General features: G+C 41.7%; 28 protein-coding genes and 1 pseudogene. 11 read left to right on the top strand and 18 right to left on the bottom strand.

Annotated features, from left to right (window positions below; all coding sequences use genetic code 11):
- The first annotated feature begins 203 nt into the window (after positions 1-203).
- The 3 genes from recF to ACYPZI_RS08225 all read left to right on the top strand — a co-directional run bounded on the left by recF (position 204) and on the right by ACYPZI_RS08225 (position 2167).
- A complete protein-coding gene (gene recF, locus ACYPZI_RS08235) occupies positions 204-1310 on the top strand; it encodes a DNA replication/repair protein RecF (RefSeq protein WP_459600460.1) in 1107 nt (368 codons plus the stop codon).
- Positions 1307-1600, top strand: coding sequence for a DciA family protein (locus ACYPZI_RS08230; RefSeq protein WP_459600458.1), 294 nt, complete (start codon positions 1307-1309; stop codon positions 1598-1600). Before recF ends, ACYPZI_RS08230 begins: the two co-directional genes overlap by 4 nt.
- Positions 1601-1720: 120 nt before the next feature.
- A complete protein-coding gene (locus ACYPZI_RS08225) occupies positions 1721-2167 on the top strand; it encodes an acyl-CoA thioesterase (RefSeq protein ID WP_459600456.1) in 447 nt (148 codons plus the stop codon).
- Between the two features lie 58 nt (positions 2168-2225).
- On the opposite strand, the gene ACYPZI_RS08220 is transcribed toward ACYPZI_RS08225, so the two are convergent.
- The 6 genes from ACYPZI_RS08220 to ACYPZI_RS08195 form a co-directional block, all read right to left on the bottom strand.
- Positions 2226-3203, bottom strand: a complete 978-nt coding sequence (locus tag ACYPZI_RS08220; protein WP_459600454.1) for a polyphosphate kinase 2 family protein — start codon at positions 3201-3203, stop codon at positions 2226-2228.
- Positions 3204-3250: 47 nt separating this feature from the next.
- Complete coding sequence (locus tag ACYPZI_RS08215) at positions 3251-3880, bottom strand: NAD(P)H-dependent oxidoreductase (protein ID WP_459600452.1); 630 nt, start codon at positions 3878-3880, stop codon at positions 3251-3253.
- A 246-nt stretch (positions 3881-4126) separates the two neighbouring features.
- Complete coding sequence (locus tag ACYPZI_RS08210; RefSeq protein WP_459600450.1) at positions 4127-4645, bottom strand: gamma carbonic anhydrase family protein; 519 nt, start codon at positions 4643-4645, stop codon at positions 4127-4129.
- A gap of 66 nt (positions 4646-4711) precedes the next feature.
- Positions 4712-6067 carry a thioredoxin-like domain-containing protein gene (locus tag ACYPZI_RS08205; RefSeq protein WP_459600448.1) on the bottom strand — a complete coding sequence of 452 codons (1356 nt, stop codon included), beginning with the start codon at positions 6065-6067 and terminating at the stop codon, positions 4712-4714.
- On the bottom strand, positions 6057-7829 hold the full coding sequence (locus tag ACYPZI_RS08200) for an aminopeptidase P family protein (protein ID WP_459600446.1): 1773 nt from the start codon (positions 7827-7829) through the stop codon (positions 6057-6059). Before ACYPZI_RS08200 ends, ACYPZI_RS08205 begins: the two co-directional genes overlap by 11 nt.
- Positions 7830-7850: 21 nt before the next feature.
- Complete coding sequence (locus ACYPZI_RS08195) at positions 7851-8237, bottom strand: bactofilin family protein (protein ID WP_459600444.1); 387 nt, start codon at positions 8235-8237, stop codon at positions 7851-7853.
- A gap of 95 nt (positions 8238-8332) precedes the next feature.
- Here ACYPZI_RS08195 and folB point away from each other — a divergent pair, with 95 nt between their 5' ends.
- From folB to ACYPZI_RS08180, 3 genes are all read left to right on the top strand, one after another.
- Entirely contained in the window at positions 8333-8689 is a 357-nt protein-coding gene (gene folB / locus ACYPZI_RS08190; RefSeq protein WP_459600442.1) for a dihydroneopterin aldolase, read from the top strand.
- Positions 8690-8821: 132 nt separating this feature from the next.
- Positions 8822-9349 carry an RNA methyltransferase gene (locus ACYPZI_RS08185; protein ID WP_459600440.1) on the top strand — a complete coding sequence of 176 codons (528 nt, stop codon included), beginning with the start codon at positions 8822-8824 and terminating at the stop codon, positions 9347-9349.
- A gap of 45 nt (positions 9350-9394) precedes the next feature.
- Positions 9395-10915, top strand: a complete 1521-nt coding sequence (locus ACYPZI_RS08180) for a DUF4301 family protein (RefSeq protein ID WP_459600465.1) — start codon at positions 9395-9397, stop codon at positions 10913-10915.
- Positions 10916-10999: 84 nt separating this feature from the next.
- Here ACYPZI_RS08180 and tnpA read toward each other — a convergent pair.
- Positions 11000-11370: pseudogene (gene tnpA / locus ACYPZI_RS08175) on the bottom strand (IS200/IS605 family transposase); the annotation flags it as partial.
- Positions 11371-11595: 225 nt separating this feature from the next.
- Here tnpA and ACYPZI_RS08170 point away from each other — a divergent pair.
- The gene (locus ACYPZI_RS08170; protein ID WP_459600438.1) at positions 11596-14196 is read left to right on the top strand and encodes a T9SS type A sorting domain-containing protein; all 2601 of its coding nucleotides are present in this window, start codon (positions 11596-11598) and stop codon (positions 14194-14196) included.
- Positions 14197-14253: 57 nt separating this feature from the next.
- Complete coding sequence (locus ACYPZI_RS08165) at positions 14254-14631, top strand: hypothetical protein (protein WP_459600436.1); 378 nt, start codon at positions 14254-14256, stop codon at positions 14629-14631.
- 75 nt (positions 14632-14706) lie between these two features.
- Here ACYPZI_RS08165 and ACYPZI_RS08160 read toward each other — a convergent pair whose 3' ends face one another.
- Positions 14707-15201 carry a glutathione peroxidase gene (locus tag ACYPZI_RS08160; RefSeq protein ID WP_459600464.1) on the bottom strand — a complete coding sequence of 165 codons (495 nt, stop codon included), beginning with the start codon at positions 15199-15201 and terminating at the stop codon, positions 14707-14709.
- A gap of 244 nt (positions 15202-15445) precedes the next feature.
- Here ACYPZI_RS08160 and ACYPZI_RS08155 point away from each other — a divergent pair, with 244 nt between their 5' ends.
- Genes ACYPZI_RS08155 through ACYPZI_RS08145 form a run of 3 tightly spaced genes read left to right on the top strand, consistent with a single transcriptional unit; the run spans position 15446 to position 17163 of the window.
- Positions 15446-16294 carry a sulfite exporter TauE/SafE family protein gene (locus ACYPZI_RS08155; RefSeq protein WP_459600434.1) on the top strand — a complete coding sequence of 283 codons (849 nt, stop codon included), beginning with the start codon at positions 15446-15448 and terminating at the stop codon, positions 16292-16294.
- A 5-nt stretch (positions 16295-16299) separates the two neighbouring features.
- Positions 16300-16713, top strand: coding sequence for a DUF1634 domain-containing protein (locus tag ACYPZI_RS08150; RefSeq protein ID WP_459600432.1), 414 nt, complete (start codon positions 16300-16302; stop codon positions 16711-16713).
- Between the two features lie 33 nt (positions 16714-16746).
- Positions 16747-17163, top strand: coding sequence for an acyl-CoA thioesterase (locus tag ACYPZI_RS08145; protein WP_459600430.1), 417 nt, complete (start codon positions 16747-16749; stop codon positions 17161-17163).
- A 113-nt stretch (positions 17164-17276) separates the two neighbouring features.
- Here the strand turns inward: ACYPZI_RS08145 and ACYPZI_RS08140 are convergent, their stop codons facing one another.
- The 10 genes from ACYPZI_RS08140 to atpD all read right to left on the bottom strand — a co-directional run bounded on the left by ACYPZI_RS08140 (position 17277) and on the right by atpD (position 25390).
- Complete coding sequence (locus tag ACYPZI_RS08140; RefSeq protein ID WP_459600428.1) at positions 17277-17747, bottom strand: thermonuclease family protein; 471 nt, start codon at positions 17745-17747, stop codon at positions 17277-17279.
- Positions 17748-18052: 305 nt separating this feature from the next.
- Positions 18053-18934: a F0F1 ATP synthase subunit gamma gene (locus ACYPZI_RS08135; protein WP_459600426.1), complete on the bottom strand. Its 882-nt coding sequence runs from the start codon at positions 18932-18934 to the stop codon at positions 18053-18055.
- Positions 18935-18941: 7 nt separating this feature from the next.
- On the bottom strand, positions 18942-20528 hold the full coding sequence (gene atpA, locus ACYPZI_RS08130) for a F0F1 ATP synthase subunit alpha (protein ID WP_459600424.1): 1587 nt from the start codon (positions 20526-20528) through the stop codon (positions 18942-18944).
- 67 nt (positions 20529-20595) lie between these two features.
- Entirely contained in the window at positions 20596-21150 is a 555-nt protein-coding gene (locus ACYPZI_RS08125) for a F0F1 ATP synthase subunit delta (RefSeq protein WP_459600422.1), read from the bottom strand.
- A gap of 5 nt (positions 21151-21155) precedes the next feature.
- Entirely contained in the window at positions 21156-21650 is a 495-nt protein-coding gene (gene atpF, locus ACYPZI_RS08120) for a F0F1 ATP synthase subunit B (protein WP_459600420.1), read from the bottom strand.
- 15 nt (positions 21651-21665) lie between these two features.
- On the bottom strand, positions 21666-21923 hold the full coding sequence (atpE, locus tag ACYPZI_RS08115) for an ATP synthase F0 subunit C (protein WP_459600418.1): 258 nt from the start codon (positions 21921-21923) through the stop codon (positions 21666-21668).
- A 95-nt stretch (positions 21924-22018) separates the two neighbouring features.
- Entirely contained in the window at positions 22019-23107 is a 1089-nt protein-coding gene (gene atpB, locus ACYPZI_RS08110; RefSeq protein WP_459600416.1) for a F0F1 ATP synthase subunit A, read from the bottom strand.
- Positions 23100-23510 carry a hypothetical protein gene (locus ACYPZI_RS08105; RefSeq protein ID WP_459600414.1) on the bottom strand — a complete coding sequence of 137 codons (411 nt, stop codon included), beginning with the start codon at positions 23508-23510 and terminating at the stop codon, positions 23100-23102. Before ACYPZI_RS08105 ends, atpB begins: the two co-directional genes overlap by 8 nt.
- 4 nt (positions 23511-23514) lie before the next feature.
- A complete protein-coding gene (atpC, locus tag ACYPZI_RS08100; protein ID WP_459600413.1) occupies positions 23515-23757 on the bottom strand; it encodes an ATP synthase F1 subunit epsilon in 243 nt (80 codons plus the stop codon).
- Positions 23758-23875: 118 nt separating this feature from the next.
- Complete coding sequence (atpD, locus tag ACYPZI_RS08095; protein ID WP_459600411.1) at positions 23876-25390, bottom strand: F0F1 ATP synthase subunit beta; 1515 nt, start codon at positions 25388-25390, stop codon at positions 23876-23878.
- Positions 25391-25547: the final 157 nt, after the last annotated feature.

Below are 25547 nucleotides of genomic sequence, written 5' to 3'. Positions count from 1 at the left end.
CAGCAGATGGAGCTTTTTTATCCAGGAAAGATATTCAATTTGGAGTTTCCTTTATCTTTCTTTTTTATAAAATACAAACTAACGATTTTTAATTTTTCATTCTTCACTTTTTTGATGCGGTTGCCCTGATTATAATTAACCCTCTTCCTCTATTCCAAAAATAAAAATACTACTTTTGTAATCTTGGCTTTTTATTACGCAATATGATACTCGAACGTTTATCCATACTGAATTATAAGAATCTGGAACAAGCCGATCTGACGCTTTCGCCTAAGATCAATTGTTTTCTGGGGAGTAATGGTATGGGTAAGACCAATCTGCTCGATGCTATCCATTATCTTTCTTTTTGTAAAAGCCACAATAATGCGGTGGATACGCAAAATATCCGTCACGATGCCGATTTTGCCGTTATACAAGGATGGTATTTGCTCGGCGACAAGCAGGAAGAGTTCTTTTGTAGCCTGCGCCGGAAGCAGAAAAAGCAGTTTAAACGGAACAAGAAGGAATACGAGCGTTTGGCAGATCATATAGGTACGCTTCCGTTAGTGATGGTTTCGCCGTCCGATACCGAACTGATAAGCGGGGGAAGCGACGAGCGCCGCAAATTTGTAGACATGGTGCTTTCGCAGTTCGATAAAGAATATTTACATTCGCTTATTCGCTACAATAAAGCTCTTCAACACCGGAATGCCTTATTAAAGACAGACGGACCAATAGACGATACTTTACTCGATTTGTGGGATGAACAATTAGATGCTGAAGGACAAGTGATCTATGCAAAAAGAAACGATTTTATCGGTCAATTTATACCTACATTTCAAAAATATTACGATTACATCTGTTCTTCTAACGAAAAAGTAGAACTGAAATATGAATCGCATTTCGCGAATCCTGGTTTTTTGCAATCTCTAAGACAAAAACGGGAGAGGGACAAGATACTGGGATATACGGGCAGCGGTATTCACAAAGATGAATTGGATATGCGGATGGATGGTTATTCCATCAAACGGGTAGGCTCGCAGGGGCAAAATAAAACCTATGTAGTGGCATTAAAATTGGCGCAATTCGATTTTTTACGGAAAGCTACAAATACGACCCCGGTGCTGCTTCTCGACGATATATTCGACAAACTGGATTCGACAAGGGTGGAACAGATCATAAAGCTGGTACTGGATAAGGAGTTTGGACAGATATTTATCACGGATACGAACCGCGAGCATTTGGACGACATATTGTCGCGTACCAACAGCAACTATCATCTTTACGAAGTGGTCAAAGGCGAGGTCGTTCAAAAGAATCCTGCCTTATGAGAAAGCGAAATACCGAAAGCATAGGCGAAGTACTGAAGCAGTTCTTTGAAGAAAACCAGTTCTTCAAAAGGAAGGTTGCCGAAAGCAGGGTAGTGTCGGGCTGGTCGCGACTGTTAGGGTCGATGATAGCTTCTTATACAACTAATATTTACTTGCGCAACAATGTGCTTTATGTATCGTTAAGCTCATCGGTATTGCGTTCCGAGTTGGTAATGGCTAAGGAAAGGCTTATCGCGAAATTAAACGAACATGCCGGAATGCATGTGGTTAACGATATTGTTTTTAGGTAAATAGTAGTCGGTAGTCAGTAGTCAGTAGTCAGTAGTCAGTAGTGAGTAGTAAACAGTAAACAGTAGACAGTAGTAAGGACTTAAAACTTAAAACCCATAACTTAAAACTCAAAATATTTTATGCATGAAGTAAAACCGGAGGTTTTTAAGACCTCCTTACCTATACAGATACGGTTTGGCGATATAGATGCCATGGGGCATATCAACAATAATATATATTTCAGCTATTTCGATTTGGGAAAGACGGCTTATTTCGATTTGATAAAACCAAAAGCCGTTAGCTGGACGGAAGGGCTGATAGTTGTGGCACGTATAGAGGTTGATTTTCTTTCCCCGATATTTTATAAAGAGAGGATCGTTGTGGAAACAAAGATCAAAAAACTGGGCGAAAAAAGCGGTGTTTTTCTTCAACAATTAAGAAATATAAAAACCGACGAAATAAAGTGCCGTTGCGAATCGGTATTTGTCGCTTACAGTGCCCATACGCAATCATCGATGCTGATACCTGACGAATGGCGCGAGGTTATCTCGACATATGAAGAAATGGAATTTGAACGGCAGTTGTAGAACGTTTTTTTCAAACCACCCTAAAATATTGAAGGCAGCCCAATGAGCTACCCTTAATTTATTTAGTCGTTCTGGTCCGGCTTTTATCCTTTATAGTCTTGGTCTTTTTGGCTTTTGCGACAGGTGTCTTCGCAGGTGCCGGCTTAGCTTTTTCTTTCTTTCCCGCCAATATTTTTTTAGCGGCTTCTATGCTTTGTTTTGCTTCGTCGGTCAGTACCGGATAGTGAAGATCAATCTCTTCCATCCGCTTGCAAATGATTTGTCCTACGGCGTAACGCATAAACCATTTGTTGTCGGCAGGAATAACATACCAGGGAGCCTCGTCGGTAGAGGTATGTGTAAGCATTTCGGAATAAGCATTCATGTAGTCGTCCCAATATTGACGCTCTTTCAGGTCGGAAGCTGAGAATTTCCAGTTTTTGGCTTCGTCTTTCAGCCTTGCCAGAAAACGTTTTTCCTGTTCGTCATGCGATACATTCAGGAAGAACTTCAAAACGATAGTGCCGTTTTCGGTCAGGTGGCGTTCAAAGTCGTTTATCTGTCTGTATCGTTTTTTCCAGAATTTATCATTGACATCTTCCACCTTAGTCACTTTCGGCAACTTTCCGTTCAGAACGATAGAGGGATGTACCTTGGCTACTAATACATCTTCATAGTGTGAACGGTTGAATATGCCGATGCGTCCGCGTTCAGGCAAACAGCGGTATATACGCCACAGATAGTCGTGATCTAATTCTTCGGCCGATGGAGCTTTGAAAGAGAATACCTGACAGCCTTGCGGATTGATGCCCGACATGACATGTTTTACCGTTCCGTCTTTTCCGGCGGCATCCATTGCCTGAAATATTACCAGTACCGAATAACGGTCCTGTGCATAGAGTTTGTCCTGCAATTTCGATAATTTTTCGATATTCTCACTCAGAAGCTTTTCGGCATCCTCTTTGTTCAGTCCTGCAGTAAAGTCCGTTTCAAACTCCGAAACTTTGTGCTTATCGCCGGGTTTGGCGATCATCTTTTTTAAAACTTCTTTTTTCATCTCTATATGGTTATTTTAATTTTCACATTTTCACATTTTCACATTGTCTACTTTATTACCTCGAACAGGTCTTTTGCCTCTTTTCTTACTTTTGGCTGATTGTTCATCCAGTCTTTTTCGGGGTCTTTATATCCCAAAGGAAGCATCACCACAGCCGAAAGATGTTGTTCGGGCAGATTTAGTATCCTGTTTAGCTTATTCTTGTCGAAACCTTCTATCGGCACTGAGTCTACACGCTCGTTGGCAGCAGCTACACAGGCAAAACCAAGAGCTATATAGACCTGGTGTGCCAGCCAGTTTTCAAGATTTTCGAAATTCTTATCCTTAAATGATTCTATTTTCTTTCTGTACTTACCCAACCATTCTTTGCCCGGATTGCGTTTACGCTCTATCAGGGTAAAATAGTCGTCCAGATACTTCTCTGTAATCTGTGTCCCTGTGGCGAATACGAGCAGATGCGAGCAGGCTGTAACAGGTTGTTGCTCACAGGATTCATCGAATATTTGTTGTTTCAGCTCTTGATTTTCTATTACCAGTACCTTGAAAAGTTGCATGCCTAATGAAGTTGGAGCGAGATTTACAGCTTCAAGTATTCTTTCTATTTTATCTTGGGGTACTTTTTCGCCATTCATGCCTTTGCAGGCGTGGCGCCATTTGAGATCTTCTATTAAATTCATTCTATATTAATTTGAAAATTTTGAGATTAGTAAATTTGAAAATTTAATTACCGTTTGTACTATTGACATATTTTCAAATTATTTAATTCTCAAATTGATTTTAATTCTAATAACATCAGAAAGTCATCTTTGTTTTCATTGATGATAGAAAAACCTAATTTTTGATACATACGCACTGCGTAATTATTTTTATTTACGCTCAGTGATGGCGGAGTTATTTTCAAATTGGCACATTTTCAAATCGATTTACTCTTCTTTAAACCATCCTGAATACATCAGGTAGTTTTTGGCTATTTTCTGATTGATTTCTTTTGCTTGTTCCGGATCGACTTTCTTTACAAATTTGGCAGGGACACCTGCGTAAATGCTACCCGGTTCTACTTGTGTGCCACTTAGGACAACCGATCCCGCGGCGATAATAGCACCTTCGCCTATCACGGCATGATCGAGCACTATTGCCCCCATGCCTATCAGCGCGCCGTTTTCTATTTTTGCTCCATGAATAACCACGTTGTGTCCTACCGAAACATCGTCGCCTATTTCCACAACCGATTTTTGATATAATGTGTGCAGCACACTGCCGTCTTGTATATTTACTCTGTTGCCGATGCGTATAGAATTAACATCTCCGCGTAATACGGTGCTGAACCATATACTGCAATCTTTACCTATAACCACATCGCCTATGATGGTTGCGTTTTCGGCCAGATACGTGTTTTCTCCGATTTCGGGTGTAAACCCTCTTACTTCCTTTATTAATGCCATTTTTTTTAAAAAGTTATGGGTTTTTAAGTTTTAAGTTCTCACTACTTACTACTTACTACTTACTACTTATCTTATATAAAATTCTAAAACTTTTTTTACTCCTTCGTTATCTATATTTTTTGCTATTATTTTCTTATCCTTGTCGATAATATAAATTGACGGAACACCCGATACATTATAATATATCCAGAACTTCGATTTGTAGCCCGCATCCGCACAGTTGATCCAATCTCGCAGATTATGCTTTTCTATAAAGCTTATCATCTGTTCTTTATTGTTATTGATGTCTATGGTCACCATTCTTACGCCCTTATCTTTATATGCCTTGTACAGGTCATGGGCTTTGGGTATTGTTTCCTGACAGTGGCTGCAATCGTGGTCGTAAAAATAAAGAATCAGGTAATCGGCCTCTATCTCGCCTGTATTTATAGGTTTGCCATCTATCGTTTCCAATTGCAAACTCTGGGCTGTCATACCAATACGGTTCATTTTTATGGTCTCGTATTTCTGACTAAGCAGACCTCTTTGCTCGGTCGTAATCCAGGGCACATCATGTACCCGGATGTAGTCTTCGTAGAGCTTTGCCCACACATTCTCGTTGCCCATGGTTTTGCTTTCGAGCGCTGTATTGGTAAAATAAGACAGCATTTCTTTAAAACAAATGTCATTTCCTTTTGTTTTTGCTACCAGTTCACTTGCAGCCGTTGCCAGCGAATCGGGATATTGTTCTACCCATGTACTCATATAGGTGTTTATCGTTGGTATCAAATAGCTGGATCTCCACAAACGGGGATCGGTAAGATCCATGTTGTCGAAATAATGAATCCTGCCATAATGCTTATTTGAATAAAATTCATCAACATTCTTTGGCGTGGGAAAGGGCAGGCTTATGGGCGTATCTCCTTTTGTATACGCAGCAAACCATGTCCCTGAATGGTTGCCTGTAAGCTGAAGAATATTGTCTTGCAAACGTTTCAGTTCGTCTGTCTCCTCTTTGTTTGGCTTTTGGGTTAATTTTTTTTTCAAGGCTTCAGCCTTTTGAGATAAAGTTTGGTATTCCCATAATAAGCGAGTGTCCTCACTTCCTGATATTTTACTTTGTTTCGTGTCTGACGGGTTTACCGATATACAGACATTGTCTTGTCCTTTATCTAAAAGCAGGTTTATTAATAATCCGGTTTTTGAGTACAGGAAATATTCGCCCGGATCGGGTTGTTTCTCCCTGGTGAAAATAGCTTTCCCGTTTGCAGGTATTACGGAATCGATGGCGTATGATTGTCCTATCCAATACTGTCCGAAATAAAGTTTGTCTATGATCTGTGGAATGTCGGCTTCCAGTTTGAATGCGTTTTTAATGTTTTGAGCCTCCATATTGAAAATAAATAGGAGGCTCAAAGCTATGCAGAATATCTTAGATCGCATTTGTTTTTTGTTTTAGCCATTCTTTTTCTTCTGCATCCAGTAGCGGAGACAGGCGGTCGTAAACTTGTTTGTGATATTCGTTGAACCATGCCAGTTCTTTGCCGGTCAGCATTTCTTTGATAATCGGAGTGGTGTCTATCGGGCAAAGAGTCAACGTTTCGAATGAATAGAAGTCTCCAAATTCGGTGGTGGCTTCATGTTGAGTCAATACAAGGTTTTCGATGCGGATACCATATTGTCCTGCCCTGTAAAGCCCCGGTTCGTTAGATGTAACCATGCCTATTTGCAAGGTTGTCGGATTCTCGTTCATACGGATATTTTGAGGACCTTCGTGCACATTGAGGAAGTGACCGATACCGTGACCTGTGCCATGCAGATAGTTAAGCCCGTTGTCCCATAATGCTTTGCGGGCGAGGATATCCAGCTGGCTACCGCGTGTTCCCTGCGGATATATGGCTGTGGCTATGTCGATATGACCTTTCAGCACCATCGTATAGTCTTTCTTCATTTGATCGGTAAGCTCACCTACGGATACTGTCCGGGTAATGTCTGTTGTTCCGTCAAAATATTGTGCGCCCGAGTCAACCAGCAATAAGCCTTCCGCTTTTACAGGTAATGAACTTTCTTCGCTTACATGATAGTGGACAATAGCTCCGTTTGGCCCGTATCCCGAAATAGTATCGAAGCTTTCGCCAACAAAATTTTGCTGTTGTCCCCTGTATTCTACCAGTTTGGCAGGAATTGTGATTTCCGCGACTTCACCTTTTGGTACGGCTTTTTCGAGCCACATAAAGAAGCGCACAAGGGCTACTCCGTCTTTTTCCATTGCCTTGCGGAATCCTTCTATCTCTGCTTTGTTCTTGATGCTCTTCATCAGGTCGGCGGGAGAAGGTATATCTACGATGCGCAAGCCTTGAGGAATGGTATTGTATAATTTGAATGTCACCTTGTTTCCGTCGAGGCATACCGGAGCCTTGACTTTCGATACATAATCGAGCACTTTTCCGTATTCTGCGATCGTTACCCCTTCCGATTTCAGATAGCCTGTAGTTTCGGCTGTCAGTTTTTCAGGGTCGATAAACAGTACCGTTTCTTTCTTTGAAATGTATGCATAACTTACCGCCACAGGATTACACTTTACATCGTTGCCCCTGATGTTGAATATCCAGGCTATAGTGTCTAACGACGCCACAAGCAACGATTCAGCTCCTGCCTTTTCTACGGCATCGCATATGCGTGCTATTTTTTTATTGGTGGCTTCGCCCGTATATTTTTCGGGAAGAACGAATATAGGATTCGTAGGGATAGCGGGTCTGTCGTGCCATATGGAGCTAAACGGATCGTAGTCGCTTATAAGGTGCAATCCTTTCATGTTTAGCTTGTGGGTCAGGTTGATAGCTTCTTTTGCCGCATATACGCTACCGTCGATGCCTACATTCTCTCCTTTGCCAAGTTCTGTTGTCAACCATTCTTCGATGGTGGGCGTATCCGGCAGGCCGTCTTTGAAGAGGGTGATAATGTTTTCGTCCAGCTCGTTAGCTGCTTGCAGGAAGTAGCGCGAATCTGTCCATAGCCCGGCCTTGTCACGGGTAACTACTATTGTTCCGGCCGATCCTGTAAATCCACTGATCCATACTCTCGAAGCCCAATGCAGGGCGGGGTACTCACTCAAATGCGAATCTGTGCTCGGTATAATGAAGGCGTGCAGCCCTTTTTCTTCCATAAAGCCTCGTAAGGCTGTTATTCTTTTATTTATGCTCATTTTGTATAAAATTTTGATATGTCATTCTTCCGTGAAAGCAAATTCAGCTTCTGCGCCTTTATCGATCATCGACAGGGTGCTTTCCATGATTTGAGCTCCCGGTTCCACTTCTATGATTTGCATTTTTGCATCGCCCACTAGCTTTGAAGTCGATCTCAGGATAAGGGTGTCTTTACAAATTATATTTCCTTTTACCTGGCCGAAAATTTCGATGTTTACACAAGTTATATTCCCGGTAATTGTTCCGTTTTGCCCGACAATTATTTTTCCACGGCAGGAAATATTGCCATCGATTGAACCGTCTATCCTAAAATCTTCTTCCGAACCGATATTTCCTTTAATATTAGTTCCTGTCGCCAAGACATTGTGCTGCGTTGCCGAGATTAGTGTTTCTTTAGCTCTGCTCATGATTATAGTGTGCTTATACTTACAATATTTGTTAAACCATTAGACAACAAATATAAATAAAAAACTTAGCTTTGTATCGATTTATCCGGCACTTTATGAAAAGTTATATTTTACTTGAAAACGTTGTTTTTTATGCCAATCATGGTGTTTTACCTCAGGAAACCGTTGTGGGGAATGAATATATTGTGAATCTGAAAATAGGTATAGACTTATCGAAAGCCGGACAGACCGATGATTTGCAGGATACGGTGAGTTATGCGGAAATATATGAAGATATAAAGGCAGAGATGGCAATTCCTTCCAAATTATTGGAACATGTGGCTTACCGCATTGTGAAGCGGCTCAGAGGCAAGTATGAGAAAATAGAAAGTTTGGAGATAAAACTATCGAAGAAAAATCCTCCTATGGGGGCGCAGATCGATTGTGCTACGGTGTATTTAAAAGATGAATAAGTTTAAAGTAGTAAGTAGTAAGTAGTAAGTAGTAAGTAGTAAGTAGTAAGTAGTAAGTAGTAAGTGCTTAAAACTCAATACTCATAACTTAAAACTCATAACTCATAACTCATAACTCATAACTCAATATGAATGAAAGTAAAAAAAATAACAGAACTCAATAGGTTGACTGTCGAAGAATTTAAGGAAGAAAAAAAAATACCTTTAGTTGTAATTCTCGATAATGTGCGGAGCTTGAATAATATAGGTTCGGTATTTCGCACATCGGATGCTTTCCTTGTCGAATCTATTTGCCTGTGCGGGATTACCGCTACGCCTCCCCATGCAGAGATACATAAGACGGCTTTAGGGGCGGAATACTCCATGGAATGGCATTATTTTGATAATACAATCGATGCCGTGAAGCGCCTGAAAGAAAAAGGCTATATAATATGTGCCGTAGAGCAGGCTCAAAACAGTGTTATGCTCGATGAACTTACTCCGGATAAAAATAAAAAATACGCCTTGATACTGGGAAACGAGGTGAAAGGCGTACAGCAGGATGTTGTGGATTTGTGTGACTGCTGTGTAGAGATACCGCAGTATGGTACAAAACATTCGTTGAATGTTTCGGTTGCCGCGGGAATAGTAATATGGGACTTTTCACGGCAATTGCGCTGATTTGTTGATATTTTTTCTTAGTTTTGTATTATAAAACTCATGGCTATGATAACAGAATCGGATAAAATACATCTTGAAGAAAAGGGTATATCTATCGAACAATTTCAGAAACAGCTGAATAACTTTAAAGCGGGATTTCCTTTCCTCGAACTCGCGGGAGCAGCTTCTGTGGAGAAAGGTATATGCGTGGCGCCGCCGGATGAGGAGCAAAAATATCTGGATGACTGGGATAAATATAAATCTTCTGTCAATAGAAAAGTTGTAAAATTCGTTCCTGCTTCAGGTGCAGCCAGCCGTATGTTTAAAGACTTGTTCGAATTTCTGGATGCGCCTTACGATGTTCCCGCGTCGGCTTTCGAGAAAACTTTTTTTGACGGCCTTTCAAAATTCGCGTTCTATAACGATCTGGATAAGGTTTGTGAGGAAAACGAAAAGAAAAGTATAAAAGAACTTCTCGCGGCCGGCAACTACAAAGCTATTGTAGAAAACCTGTTGCTGCCGAAAGGACTTAATTATGGCAATCTTCCTAAAGGATTGCTGAAGTTTCATAAATATGAGGCCGGCGAACGTACTCCGGTAGAAGAGCATCTGATGGAGGGTTACTTGTACGCGAAGAACGATAGCGGCATTGTAAATCTCCATTTTACCGTATCGCCCGAACACCGGATCATGTTCGAAAAACTTGTAAGACAGGTGAAACCCGGATTTGAAGATAAACTGGAAGCCGATTATCATGTGAGTTTCAGTGTGCAGAAGCCAAGTACCGATACCATTGCGGCAGATGAGAACAACGAGCCGTTCAGGGAAGACGGTGTGCTTTTATTCCGTCCGGGAGGTCATGGAGCGTTGATTGAAAATTTGAATGACCTGGATGCAGATATTGTCTTTATAAAAAATATAGATAATAATGTGCCTGACAAATATAAAACTATAGAGACAAAATATAAAAAAATACTGGCAGGGGTATTGATAGACACACAAAGTAAAATATTTGAATACCTCAAGCTGCTTGATACAGGGAAATATACGCACGAGGAATTGATGGAAATCCTTTACTTTTTACAGAATACCCTGAACATAAAGAACCCTGACACTAAACTGCTTGAAGACGCGGAATTGGTCCTTTACCTGAAACGAAAACTGGATCGTCCATGCCGGGTTTGCGGGATGGTGCGGAATGTGGGTGAGCCCGGAGGTGGCCCCTTTCTGGCTGTAAACCAGGATGGAACCATATCCCCCCAAATATTGGAAAGCTCCCAGGTAGACATGTCTGATCCCGTAAAAGAAGAACTGTTCAGAAGCGGTACGCACTTTAATCCGGTAGATATTGTTTGCGGTATAAAAGATTATAGAGGCCGTTCTTTCAACCTGAAAGATTATGTGGATAACAGTACGGGCTTTATATCAATAAAATCCAAAAATGGCAAGCAGTTGAAGGCGTTGGAATTGCCGGGGTTGTGGAATGGAGCTATGTCGGACTGGAACACAATATTTGTAGAAGTTCCAATAGAAACGTTTAATCCCGTCAAAACTGTAAATGACTTATTACGAGATTTTCATATATAATAGAGTTTATATAGAATAAAGATTTTTTCATTCAAGTATAAAATCCTCATCACTATTTGGTTGATCCTTATGATGATTCAGATAAACCTCTAACATATCCTCTGTGATATGACCTGTGCTCCAACATCCATAACCGATACCCCAAAAGTGACTACCCCAGTAACGACGTTTGAGTTCTGGAAATTCTTGTAATAGCATCCGTGAACTGCGACCCTTAAGGCGGCGAACTGTTTCGCTTATGCTTAATTGGGGGGATAACTCAAGTGCAAATGGATATGGTCTTTACTGACTACTCCTTTGATTATATGAATGTCCAAAGAATTACATGCTTGACGAAGAATATCGCGACAACGTTGTTGGATATCACCTTGTAGCACATGGTAGCGATATTTGGTTATCCAAACCAAATGTACTTGCAACCTATTGACATTATGTGTACTGCTGCGATTTTCCATTAACGTTGTACTTATGTAAGAATTTTAAACATTTATAGAAGCTAAAGCCTTGTACTAAAGTACATAGTTTTAACTAGCGAACCTGAAAAATAAATTCCATTAAAGTCTATTTGTTTAAAAAAAATATTATCTTTGCATCCGATATATAAGTATGGATTCTGTACTTACGCTTTATACAATAGATTTAATGTATTGATTTTGACTGACTTTATTAAAACTGCAATAATGAGATTTCGATTGGTATTAGTCGTATTATTCTTTTTGCCATTGATGGTTAAAGGGCAGACTGAAACCCCAGCAGTCCCTGTTGGCGTTAAATTATATTCCGGTGGGCCGATGCGTGTCGAGTATCGAGCGAGTACGGATGGAAAAGATCCTGCGTCGACTACCTTGTATATTCAAGGATCAGCTGAATTTACTAATAATTCTTCTATCACACAGAAAGGGCGGACAGAAATAACTGGAGACTTTATTAATGGTAAAGATCCTGATATAGCAGATACGAATCCAAATTTGTTTGTTGGTAATCCTGCGACTAAAACAGAGGGTGTTGTCGCCTTTATCGGTACCAGCAATAAGCAGTCGATAAAGAGAGCCGACAGATATACCCGGGTAGGGGTCGGAGCGATTACAGGGGCGGTAGATAAGCCAGCGCAAAAGAAAACGAACTGGATTAATTTCCCGACCATCAGTGTCGAGAAAGGTTTCTATGACACTCGTCCATATAGTGGTATATCTTTGGATCCCCGGGAGTTTAACTACCTTGAGGTGGACTCGTCTGCCGCTGTTAAGGTAAATTATATGTTTTTGAATGGTTTTAACCGTTTCTCGATTAAAGGCGGATATTCGGATGTGAATTCTTTATGGTTGAATATGGGTCAGGCTTTGTTTGTAAATGAGCCTGAATATAATCGGGACGATAAGAGTAATGCTACTACGGTCTATGAAGCGGCGACGATGCATTCATACAGTCAGGTTAAACTGGATATGTATAATCCGGCTGACGCCGGCTTCACCGCCGATCACGAAGCCAGCACGAACGATAATACACTCCGCAATCCGGCTTCGCCTGGAGTGGCTGGAGAAAACTATATGACAGGTTTTACGCCTCCTTTTGAAGAGATGGGAGCGGATTACTTTTTCTATCATACATTGACTAAGCCAAGTTCTTCAAGTTTTAATTCATGGGCAGGGAATATCGTCAATCCGTACACAAAATTGAAACCCGGAGTCGGATATTTCATGAGTATGGAAGTGACGGATTTCGACCATGAACATATTAGTAATCGTTGGCAAAATGCAGGTATGGGTTCGAACAGTAATGTAAACAGAGCAAAAGGCGGATTTACATTTAATCGTGCTGTAATGGAAGATTATCTGAGACCGGGTAATGCTCCTGACGATAATCAGAAAGGCTTTAGCCGTTTTACATATTTGTCTGGTACTGAAGACCCAGTTGGTAGTGTTCCCGATCCCAATCCCAATCCCAATAATCCGATCGGAAACATTGATAAGCATTTACTGATGGAAAACGAGAAATTTGTCGTTAGCGACGTTACCGTTGATTTGCAAGCAGGCTTCAATTTCTTGGGCAATCCGTTTATGTCTCCGATCAGTTTGAATTATTTATTAGGACTTGATTATACAGATCCTGCAACCAATACTAATTATCCTGAGGTTCCGAAAATGGATACCCCTGTGGCTCGGCCTTTGTTTGGTACCAGTATCGGAGCATCTGCGGTGACTGGCGCGGATACTGATCTGCTTCGGGCGAAGTACTGGCTTATAAATAATGCGACAGTAAAATATGATAAATCTGATGGCCTTATGCACTTCAAGGCTACATACGATTATATAAGCCGTAATTCGGGAGGTACAGCCATTTCTTCTGGTGTAGATCCGAATTCATTCGATCCTAGTGCTGCTTCAAAGGCCCTTGATCCGGAAAATTATCTTATAGCGCCTATGCAGATGTTTGGTTTGCAGGCTAATGGGGATTTCCAAATTACGTTGAGCAGTAAATTACGTACTTTCGGTATGACTCGTTTTCAAAAAAGCGCATCCGGAAATGTCGACTTGCTAAAAGATTATTTAGTTGTTGAAGTTGTCAGCCCGGTAGAAAAAACGTCCGACCGTACAGCTGTGGTGATGAGGGAAGGCGCCAGTTTGGATTATTACAGAGATTCGTATGATACCAGAAAAGGGATTTCGAAAGCGATGGAAACATACGTGGAGAGAGATTCGGAAGGAATGAAAAGGGCTTATCCGGCGCCTAGTACAAGTATAATATATACAAAATCGAAAGATGGCGAGAGCCTTCTTGGAAATGGCGTACCATTAAGGACAAAAGAGGTGCCGTTATATGTAACTCCTCCGGCTTCTCAGCAAACAATGACTTTGAATTTCTACAATCTTGAAAATATGGTGTCTGTCCCTAATGTATGGTTAATAGACAGGTATGAAAACAAGACAGTGAAACTGACAGAAGGATATTCCTATAATTTTACTTCAGGACCATCCGATTTGGATGATAAAGAAAATAGATTCATTCTTCGCTTCTGGGGAGAAGATGATGAAGTAATTAAGAGAGACAGCGAAATATCGGTTTATTACAATACATCGATACTTCATATATCAGGATTAAATCAGGACGATATCAACAGTGATATACATATTTACGATTTGCAAGGACGACTAATAGCCAAAACTAAAGTGAACAATGCTCCTTCAATGGAATACTTGAAGCCTTTAAGTTTGGGCACATATATAGTGAAAATTACCGGTAAACGAAACTTTACAGCCAAATTTGTAACCTTACAGAACTAAGTAAGAGATAAAAGAGAAACAAAACACGCAAACACGGACGTTAGAAAAATAGAGCAAATGAAAATAAAACTAAAGATATTTGTACTTTCCATATTTTTATTGTGCCTGGTTACGCCTGTACTTTCTTTAAGTGCGGAAGGAACCGGCAATGTGGATACGCCCATTTTATCAAAAGAATTACCATCCTACGCTAACCTGCAACGGGAAAAACGCTCTATCGCGTCTTCTGGGATTACATCGTTGGCTACTCCATTGACTGGTCCCGGTAGGGCTTTAAATCCATGGGTAGATACGGAAAAGCCTACACAAGGAGCAGGGGATCATAACGTGGGAGCTCCTATAGGGGATGTTACATTACCTGTAATATTGTTAGCAATACTCATATATTTTGTATATAGGGGCACTTCAACTTCGCGCAGGAGAAATAATTTCTAAACTACGATATGAAGATATAAAATAAGGGCCGGTGGATTTATCGGCCCTTAATGATATTATAGCTAATCATACGAACTATTTATTCTCTATCCACTTCACTATTTTTTCTGAAAATGGATCTTCTTTAGGTACTACGAAGTCTACAAGATTGCCATTCTCATCGATCATGAATTTTTGGAAGTTCCATTGCACCTCTGCGTCTAGTTTTCCATTCTGACTTTCTTCTGTTAGCCATCCGTAGAGAGGAGCTTTGTTATCGCCGACAACATCTATTTTACTCATCATTGGGAAAGAAACGTTGTAAGTAAGAGTACAAAATGTTTTTATCTCTTCATTTGTTCCCGGTTCCTGTCCTCTGAAATTGTTGGCAGGGAACCCGATCACCACAAAGTTGTTGTCTTTATACTTTTCATATAATGCTTGCAGCTTTTCATATTGAGGTGTTAACCCACATTTGGAAGCTACATTTACTACCAAAACTTTTTTCCCTTTCAGAGACGAGAGATCAAACTCTTTTCCATCGATATCCTTTACCTTAAAACTGTAAAGATTTTTACTTTGACTGACCATAGTTATGGAAATTAAACTGAATAGAATAATTAAAAATGTCTGTTTCATGTTGTAGATATAATAAATTGTTTAAATTAAACAAGTACACATTGTCGAATGTTTTTGGGGAGGCTAAAAGACTTTTCCCAATCAGATAAAGTTAACATTTTAAATTGAACTTCCTTCTGATAAGCTATGTTTTTTTCTGCTCTTTTTCTAGTCGTCTTTTAAAAGATTATCTTTGTATCTCAAAATATAGATAATTATGGATCTTAGTATAGAGATATTTTCTCTGATATTATTTTTCGGAGCCTGTATTGCCGGACTCATCGGTTCTCTGACCGGGCTCGGAGGAGGTGTAGTCGTTATTCCGTTGCTTACGCTGGGCTTTGGCGTGGATATGCGATATGCTATCGGAGCGGCTTTGGTAACTTCTATCGCCACCTCTTCGGGTGCGGCGGCCGCTTACATAAAAGAAGGGATAACGAATGTGCGCATAGGGATGTTTCTCGAGATAGCTACTACTACCGGGGCCGTTGCGGGCGCTATAGTGGCCATGCATCTCGATAAAGTATATATAGCTATCATATTTGCCTGCGTACTTATTTTCTCGGCTGTAAGGTCGATAAACAAGAAAGAAGATAATATAGACTTCGCTGCTCCGGGCGATAAACTCGGCGTGAAACTAAAACTGAATGGCTCTTATCTGGCAAAAGACGGTAGAAAAGAGACTTACAACGTTCACAATGTAGTGGGTGGCTATTCCTTGATGACGTTGGCAGGAGTATTGTCCGGATTGCTCGGCATAGGCTCTGGAGCGCTCAAGGTGTTGGCTATGGACTCAACGATGCGAATTCCTTTCAAGGTGTCTACTACAACCAGTAACTTCATGGTGGGAGTAACCGCTGCTGCGAGTGCAGTTATTTATCTGCAACGCGGATATATCGATCCCGGACTGGCAATGCCCATCGTGGTGGGTGTATTGGTCGGAGCATTTTTTGGTTCTAAAATATTGCCTAAAACAAATGTGAAAAAGCTTCGCATATTGTTCAGTGTCGTAATATTCTTTTTGGCTATTTCGATGGTGTATAATGCTTTAACCGGTAAATTGTGATTGTTATGAAGGTTTTTTCGAAAGAATTTTGGGCAGAAAGGGATATGGAGCTTTTCATCGGTAAATTGCTTCGTTATGGTGTTATGCTGGCATGTGGAATAACTCTCTTTGGAGGTATCATATACCTGTTTCAGAACCACGGAGGTTCGATGGAACATTACAGGCCGACCCCCGATGGACAACCATTTCCGGGTGTCGCGTATTATTTAAGGGAGTTGTCTACGATTTTTCCACGGCTTTTAGATTTCGACGGTGCTGCTATTATACAGCTGGGTGTTTGTGTACTGATAGCTACTCCCATCTTTCGTGTCGCATTCTCAGTCATCGCTTTTCTTATCGAGAAAGATTACCTGTATGTGGCGATAACTTTGATCGTATTGGCTATTATCATGGCTAATATGTTGTTGGGATTGCATTAATAATAAGTGAATAAACTAAAATAAAATAAAACGATGGCATTAATGTTCGAAAACAAGATGAAAGTCCGCGATTACGAGTGCGATGCGCAAGGAGTGGTAAACAATGCTATCTACCTGCATTATTTCGAAGCCACACGTCACGAACTGATGGAGGAGTGCGGTTTACGTTTACGTGATTTGACCGAGGGGAATATACTGCCTGTAGTACGTAATGCGAATATCAGCTATAAGAATTCGCTGCGTGGTTCGGATGGGTTCATTTGTACGGTGAAAATCGAACGTGAAGGAGTCCGTTACTTCTTTTATCAGCAAATAATCCGTATCGAGGACAACACTTTATGTGCCAATGCTGTTATAGAGGTGGTTTGTTTAGTAAATGGAAAAGTGGCAATGCCGGAAATATTCGACAAGGCATTTGCCGGTTATATAACTTGGAGAAATAAAAAATGAGTTCGAAGATTACGATATATGTTGCCCGTCATGGTAAGTTTACCGTAGAGTCTATGGCCGATTCCGGTTATGTGGAAAAGGGTAGGGCGGTGTCTGTTGAATAAACAGTTCCTTTACCTCCTGCTTTTTCTAAATTCGTAAGGAGGCATAGGGTTCTTCATGCTCCATATGTTCACTTTTTCTTTACGGGCAAGCAGTTCGAGGGAGTCGAGGCGCGGATCGTTTACGAAGTGCCTGTAATACCACGCCAGGCCGTTGCGAACCATATATTCGTTTACATTCATGCCGTCGACATATACCACTCCCAATACACGTCCGTATTGGTCTTCATCTTTTTTTTCTACAATCACGGTTTTGCCGTAGCAAAGATTGTTGAGCTGCTGGCGTGCCACTGTGCCGAAATCCTGTCCTCTTTCGGGAGCGTCGATTCCCAACATCCGTATTTTTATTTGCTTTTTGTCGGCAGTGAGTATGGTCATCGTATCGCCATCGGCTACACTGACAACTTTACCCGAAATAGTACCTTTCTCTGTAGTCATGCTACAGGAGACAAAAAGGAATAGTATGAAGAGCATCTTTTTCATAAAACAAAATTATTATTTATACGGAATAAATGATCAATAAAAATTAATAATATAGGGCAAACGGAATTTATTTCATCTGGATTGCTTCGAGCAAAGCTCTCGCAATGACGTATAAAACCAATACTTTACGTCATTGCGAGGAGACGTTAGTCGACGAAGCAATCCAGTTTTTAATTCAATATTATGAAAATCAGCACAATGTACCATGTGGGCTATTTTCGTTTGCTCTATTTGTTTATTCCTATAATTTAAAAAGCCCCAATCTTATACAGATCAGGGCTTTTCTATTTTATAAAAATACCGTTTTAGCTTAATGCCGAAGCGCCGCCAATGATGTCTAACAACTCGTTGGTGACAGCTTGCTGACGTGTTTTGTTGTACTGGATAGTCAGTTCCTGAGTCAACTCATCCGCATTATCCGAAGCTATTTGCATAGCCACCATACGTGCGGCATGTTCCGAAGCATTTGCATCCAACAAGGCAGCATAGAGGCGGGCATAAAGAACTGTCGGAATGAGGCTCTCCAGGATTTCCTCCTTAGACGGTTCGAGGATATAGTCCGGTTGCGCTTCGTTCTTCGCACCGGCTTCGTTGCTGTGGCTTAGGTCGAAAGGCAGGAATGTTTTGGTCAATAGCTTTTGCGAACCTGTCGATACGAAATGATGGTATATAAGTACCACATCATCTATCTCTTTGTTTACAAACTTATCGATCAGTATTTTTGCCAGATCCTGTACAGCCTGATAAGCAGGTTTATCCGCCATCTCTTTGTAATCGCCTTCAGGTTTCAGCCCTTGTTTTCTTACAGCGTCGAATATTTTCTTGCCTATCGGATATATCAGGATATTCTCTTTGCCAAGCTCATTTTTCTTCTTGTCATAAACAGCATTAAATTCTTTTATGACATTGGCGTTATATGCTCCTGCCAGAGAAGAGTTTGAAGCAAAAACGACTATTGCGATCCTTTGAGTCTCTCTCTTCTGGATAAATGGAGAATCGTAGCTTGCGTCCGAAGCAAGAAGATTGGTCAGAATGTTGTCCAGCTTCTGCTGATAAGGCAGGAAATTGGTGATCGCATTCTGTGCTCTGTGCAACTTGGACGATGCTATCATCTTCATTGCCGATGTAATCTTCTTTGTGCTTTTTACCGAGCTAATCCGGGATTTAATTTCCTTAAGAGATGCCATACTTCAATTATTTTTTATACTGCTCGGCAGTATCTTTAGCCACTTTCTTAATAATATTTTCTACATCCGGGTTGATGATACCTTTTTTCAGAACATCCAGTACTTCAGCCTGATGCTGCATTTCCAATGTTCTCAAAAACTGAGTTTCAAACTCGTGTACTTTATCTACCGGTACATTACGTAGCAATCCGTTGGTTCCGCAATACAATATAGCGATCTGTTTTTCTACAGGTACAGGGCTATATTGAGGCTGGATAAGCAATTCGGTGTTTTTCTTACCCTTGTCGATAGTCATTGCTGTTATCGCATCCAGGTCGCCCCCGAATTGAGTAAATGCTTCCAGTTCACGGTACTGAGCTTGGTCTATCTTCAATGTTCCGGCCACTTTCTTCATCGCTTTCACCTGAGCCGAACCACCCACGCGGGATACCGAGATACCTACATTGATAGCCGGACGCTGACCCGAGTTAAACAAGTCTATGTCGAGGAATATCTGTCCGTCGGTAATGGAAATCACGTTGGTAGGAATGTATGCCGATACGTCACCCGCCTGTGTTTCGATGATAGGCAAGGCTGTTAACGAACCTCCAGCTTTTATTTTCCCTTTCAGGCTAGGCGGAAGGTCGTTCATCTGCTCGGCGACTTCCTGTTGGCTGATGATCTTAGCTGCACGTTCGAGCAAACGCGAGTGCAGATAGAAGATGTCGCCCGGATAAGCTTCACGTCCCGGTGGACGGCGAAGGATCAGGGATACTTCACGATAAGCGACAGCCTGTTTCGACAAGTCATCATATACTACTAAAGCGTGACGGCCTGTATCGCGGAAATATTCGCCGATGGCAGCTCCGGCAAATGCAGAGAAATATTGTACGGCAGCCGGTTCTCCTGCTGTAGCCGAAACCACGACAGTATAGTCCAGAGCACCTTTTTCTTTCAGTGTTTCTACTATATTGGCTACAGTAGATGCTTTTTGCCCGATTGCCACATAGATACAATACACAGGATCTCCGGCCTCGTAGTTAGAACGTTGATTGATAATAGTATCGATAGCAATGGCTGTTTTTCCCGTTTGACGGTCGCCAATGATAAGCTCACGTTGTCCGCGACCTATCGGAATCATGGCGTCCACCGATTTTAAACCTGTCTGTAACGGCTGGGTTACAGGCTGGCGGTAAATTACCCCCGGAGCTTTACGTTCCAATGGCATTTCGAGTAGTTCGCCTGTAATAGGGCCTTTCCCATCCAACGGAATACCAAGCGGGGTGATTACGCGTCCGAGCATCCCTTCACCTACATTGATGGAGGCAATCCTGTTGGTACGTTTCACTGTAAACCCTTCCTTGATTTGGTCGGACGCTCCTAGCAATACAGCGCCCACGTTATCTTCCTCGAGGTTCATCACAACGGCCATAATACCATTGTCGAACTCGAGAAGCTCGTTGGCCTCTGCATTTTTAAGCCCGTATATGCGAACAACACCGTCTCCTACCGAAAGAACTGTACCTACCTCGTCGAACTGTACGCGGTTGCTGATGTTCTCGAGCTGCATCTTCAGTACATTAGAGACTTCGCTTGCTTTTATATTTTCAGACATATATTTTTTAATTTGAAAATTTGAAAATGAGGAAATTTGAAAATGAGAAAATTGGCGAATTGGCTAATTACCCCATCTTACTGTTTTCCGCTACAAATTGCTGCTTGATGCGATTCAACTGGGTTTTCACGCTGGCATCCAAACGGTATGTATCGATGTAGAGGACAAATCCTCCTTCTATGTCCGGATCTACTTCGGTTTCGAAGTCGAGGGTTCCGGGCTTGATTTTTTGCAACAGCGCTCTCATCTTGGCTTTCACCACATCGTCTACAGGCGTGGCTGTTACCAGCCGTCCCATGTTCATATGCTTGGCATCGCAATAGATGTCTATGTAAGACAGAGCCATTTGTTGCAGATACATGTCCCTTTTGTTTTTAACAACGAGTTCGACAAACTTCACATATTCCTCGCTGCCTTTGTTGCCAACGGCGGCTTTTAGCAATGTTAGTTTATCTTCGGCATTCAACGTAGGATTATCCATTGCCATACGCAATCGGGGCTCGTGGGCAAAAGCCGACGCAAGTTGCTTCATTTCCGAAAACACAGTGTCTTCGGCTTTCCGGTCCATTGCGTACTGCAACAGAGCTTTAGCATATCGCTTCGAGATCATCCCTTCATTCATAACAGTTAAGATTTAGAAACCATAGCCTCATCGACCAGGCGATCAATCATTGACATTTGTTCTTTAGGATCTTTCAGAGTATCGCGAAGAACTTTTTCAGCTACATCTACAGACAGTTCTGCCACCTGACGACGGATGTCGCGGATAGCCTGATCTTTTTCTGCCTGAATCAGTTTTCTTATTTCTTCCATCTCTTTGGCTCCTGCTGTTTTAGCTTGCTCACGCGCCTCGTTTATGATACGTTCGCGCGTGTCGGCAGCTTCTTTCAAGATTTTCACCTGTTCTGTCTTGGCCGACGACAATATTTCGTCACTTTGCTGTTTTATGGTTGCAAGTTGCTCATTTGCTTTTGCGGCGGCATCCAACGAATCCTGGATATAGTTTTTCCGGTTTTCTACCATTTTGGTAATTACAGGGAAACCATATTTTGCCAGAACGATGAATACTGTGCCGAAGCATATAAGCATCCATATTACAAGACCAAATTCAGGTTTAAGCATATTTTCTTATTTTTATTACAAGATAATAAGCAAACATACTACAACTGCAAACAGGGCTACACCCTCGATAAGGGCAGCAGCAATAATCATCGACATACGGATATCGCCGCTGGCTTCTGGCTGACGGGCAATACCTTCCATAGCCGAACCGCCGATTTTGCCGATACCGATACCGGCGCCGATTGCTGCCAAACCTGCACCAAGTGCAGCACCTAGTTGAGCCAGACCTGTTCCGGCTACTGCTTGCAATAAAACTGCTAAAGTTGTTAACATAATCTTCTTTTTTTAAGTTATTTAATTAATTTGTTATATTTCAAGATTTAAAGATTCAAAGATTCAAAGATTGTTCACTGTTGACTGCTCACTGTTCACTGTTTTGCGTGGTGCGGTTCAGCTTGAGCCAGGCCGATAAACACGGCTGACATCATGGTGAACACGTAAGCCTGAATATAGGCTACCAGCAATTCGAGCACATCCATAAATATTGTCATCATCACCGAAACGAAAGTCATGGATGAAAACATTATAGTACCCAGCGTGGCTGTTGCGAATATCAGCCCCATAAGCCCAAGCACGATGGAATGTCCTGCCAGAATGTTGGCGAAAAGACGGATCATCAATGCAAAAGGTTTGGTGAAGACACTGAGTATCTCTATCGGTATCATCAATGGTTTGAGCCATCCCGGTGTATGCGGGTTGAATATCTCTTTCCAATACTCTTTTGTACCGAACAGGTTTACTGCAAAGAGTGTAAACATCGCCAGAACAAACGTAATGGCAATGTTACCTGTCACATTGGCGCCTCCCGGGAAAATAGGGACCAGTCCCATAAGGTTGTTGATGAAAATGAAAAAGAATGCTGTAAGCAGGTATGGCGTAAATTTACGGTAGTTCTTACCGATACACGGTTTGATAACGTCATCTACAACGCTCATGATGAACATTTCCATAAATCCGACAAAGCCTTTCGGCGCTTTGTGTTGTTCGTCTTTGTTGTTTCTTTTGTACCAGCCTGCTACTGATAATACGATAATAACCAGTATGATACAACTGAATATCAGCGACAGGGTATTCTTTGTGACAGAAAAATCCCAAGGGCGGACATCTTCTCCCATAGCATTCTTTTCTACTATTTTCCCTTTATAATCGCCCTCTGTTGCTATTTGAAACCCGTTGTAAGTTTCATGTCCATGATGGAATTTCGATGACATGAAGACGTTCAATCCACTGGTTTGGCTATAGACGATGACAGGCAACGGAATCGAAATATGTGTTTCACCAACTGTGGCAATATGCCATTCATATGAATCGAGCAAGTGATCCATGATCATTTTGGCAATATCGACCTTTTCTTCCGTCTCTGCTGCTTTACCATGCTCTTCGGCACTTGCCGGAAATGAGAATCCAACAAGGAGCAGGCATAGCAGCGCGATATATTTAATACGGTTGTTACTCATTATTACTCTCTTTTTTAATGCGCTTCTCTATTGTAGTAAGCAAATATGTTTCTGCGAATAAAAACAACAAGTAGAATCCAATAAAGGTAATGGCAAATGTTTTCAGGTTGTCAGTCTTTTCTATGATGAAATAGGCGAGGATGAAAGCCAGCGATAAAACTATCTTTACAACCTTTGCCAGCATATATATGTTTACCAGTTTCTTGCTGTCTTTTTTCTGACTGTTGTTTACTGCCAGGCTTAATATAAATGATTCCAGTACGAGGAAAAATATAAAAATAGCCATAAACCAGTTCCAGCTAAAGCCCGGAAAGAAGTAATGTATAATACATGCTACTGCTGCTCCGGCCAATAGTCCGTAACCCGTTAAAGCTAATATTAATCTGGTTCTGTATGAGTTCATAAATTCAGGCGACACAAATAGTTACTACATTCTGCATCACTTCGGCAATACCTCCGTTTACATCTACCGACTCTTCTTTATCATTCACGGTATATACTATGACACCCTCTTTCAGTGGTGAAATTAATGGAGCATGGTCGGGATAAACGCCGAATTTGCCCGATATTCCCGGAATGATTACGGATGAAACCGCGCCCGAAAATATCTTTTTTTCGGCAGAAATTATATTTAGCTGTAATTCTTTCATTAGTCAGTTACTTTTTAGATCCATCGTTTCACTCAGGATGACAAAGCATTTCATTTTCAAATTGCCTCGCCTTCGCTTCGGCGAACGTTGTTTGGCACATTGGCACATTCTCAAATTGTTATTCAGCAGCCTGAGCCATAATTTTCTCTCCTTTAACGATGGCATCTTCAATAGTACCTACGTTAAGGAAAGCCTGTTCAGGCAAATAATCTACTTCTCCGTCCAGTATTCTTTGGAATCCTTTTATTGTATCCTGTATGTCCACAATCACACCCGGTACGCCGGTAAACTGCTCGGCAACGTTGAATGGCTGCGACAAGAAACGTTGTATACGTCTTGCGCGGTTTACCGTTTTCTTATCTTCGTCCGATAGTTCTTCCATTCCCAGTATAGCAATAATATCCTGTAATTCCTTGTTGCGCTGAAGTATTTGTTTCACACGTTGAGCCGTATCATAGTGCTCTTGTCCTACAACAGTAGGGTCGAGGCTGCGGGATGATGAACCTAGCGGATCTACAGCGGGGTAGATACCCATTTCGGTAATCTTACGGTCGAGCACGGTAGTCGCGTCCAGATGGGAGAATGTAGTCGCAGGAGCAGGGTCGGTCAAGTCATCGGCAGGTACGTATACGGCTTGTACCGATGTAATGGAACCGTTCTTGGTAGAAGTAATACGCTCTTGCATGGCGCCCATCTCAGTGGCTAACGTAGGCTGGTAACCTACTGCCGAAGGCATACGTCCCAACAGGGCGGAAACCTCAGAGCCGGCTTGTGTAAAACGGAATATATTGTCGATAAAGAATAATATATCTTTCGGCCCTTCTTCTTTCGAGTCGCGGAACGATTCGGCGATGGTCAATCCCGACAAAGCCACGTCGGCACGTGCGCCCGGAGGTTCGTTCATCTGTCCGAACACCAGCGAAATCTGGGATTTCTTCAGTTCTTCTCCGTCAACTTTCGACAAGTCCCAATGTCCTTCTTCCATGCTTTTTTCGAACTCTTCTCCGTAACGTATGACTTTCGATTCTATCATTTCGCGCAACAGGTCGTTCCCTTCACGGGTACGTTCTCCTACTCCGGCAAACACGGAATAGCCGTTATGTTTTTTAGCTATATTGTTGATAAGCTCCATGATGAGTACGGTTTTGCCTACTCCGGCGCCACCGAACAGACCTACCTTACCACCTTTTGTGTACGGAGCAAGCAAGTCTACAACCTTAATACCTGTAAAGAGTATTTCGCGGGTCGTTTGCAGTTCCTCAAATTTAGGGGGCTCGCGGTGGATAGGGTTGCCGCCGGCTTTTTCTATCGGTTTCATACCATCGATAGTATCTCCTACCACATTCATCAGGCGTCCTTTCACTTGTTCGCCAATAGGCATTCTGATAGGTGAGCCGAGAGGTGTAGCCTGCAAGCCGCGACTTAAGCCGTCTGTACTGTCCATAGCGACAGTACGCACGGTATCTTCGCCTATGTGTTGTTTTACTTCAAGAATCAAAGAGCGACCATCGGGTCTTTTAACTTCAAGGGCATCGTTAATCTTTGGAAGATCCAGCGCCGGATTGCCGGTGTCGAAAAATACGTCTACTACAGGTCCGATAATTTGAGACACATGCCCAACTATTTGTGACATAAGCTTCTTGTTTATATTAGTTTTTTTATTACTTTTCAATCTTAATAAGATGCATTACGTAATATTATGGAATCACAGAGGTAGTTCATTGAAAGTAAAAATCCTAAGAATAGTAAATTTTTGCTAACCTGTGAAAATCGCGGTTCTTCTCAATTAT

This window comes from Dysgonomonas reticulitermitis, from assembly GCF_054601275.1.
Note: the sequence above shows the minus strand (reverse complement) of the source record. Positions and strands in the feature narration are given on the sequence as shown.